The organism is Vibrio sp. 2033, from assembly GCF_033339735.1.
In genome coordinates this window covers 1-566 of sequence record NZ_JAWOVC010000643.1, presented here as the reverse complement: position 1 = coordinate 566, position 566 = coordinate 1, and the positions used below count along the sequence as shown (strand labels likewise).

Below are 566 nucleotides of genomic sequence, written 5' to 3'. Positions count from 1 at the left end.
ATGACGCAGAATAACTGCTCAAGGTACTTGAAAGTGACAGAAAAACAATAGGCTATCCACTCTTGATCTTGAGATATGGCTGTACTAATCGACGAATGTTTACTTTTGCACCGATTCGAGCGGCGAGCAAATACATGCCACCAATTTTTCGGTGCAAGAATATGGCATCGGCTGGTGGGGTATGCCAATAATCTTGCTCCATACTCAGAATTGTTCCAGCTTCTCGCAGTTTTTGCGCCAGTCCGCTGGCTTTAAAGTCATAAGCTTCATCAATTAGCATGGGTTCGCATGCCATTTTGACCAAATCTAAAATCGCCATTCTCTGTTCTGGTTTGATGCTTTGGGCGAAAAAGCCTATTTGCTCTAAAGCATCGTTGAGCCCTTGTTCGTCATCGTTCACGACAGATGAAAAGGCTTGGCGATAACCGGAACTAAAACGTTCACTGTATTCGCGAGTTGCGCCAAAATCTAACAGCCCGATTTGTTTACTTTGTTCAAGATAGAGATAGTTTGCGAAGTTTGGATCGGTTTGCACCATCTTGAATTCAAACAGTTCTTTAAACAGC

1 protein-coding gene is annotated in these 566 nt (G+C 43.1%); it reads right to left on the bottom strand.

Annotated elements, in window-relative coordinates; translation table 11 throughout:
* Positions 1-52 precede the first annotated feature (52 nt).
* The coding region (locus R7P74_RS28245) for an AarF/UbiB family protein (RefSeq protein WP_318123996.1) at positions 53-566 on the bottom strand (514 nt) is incomplete at its 5' end.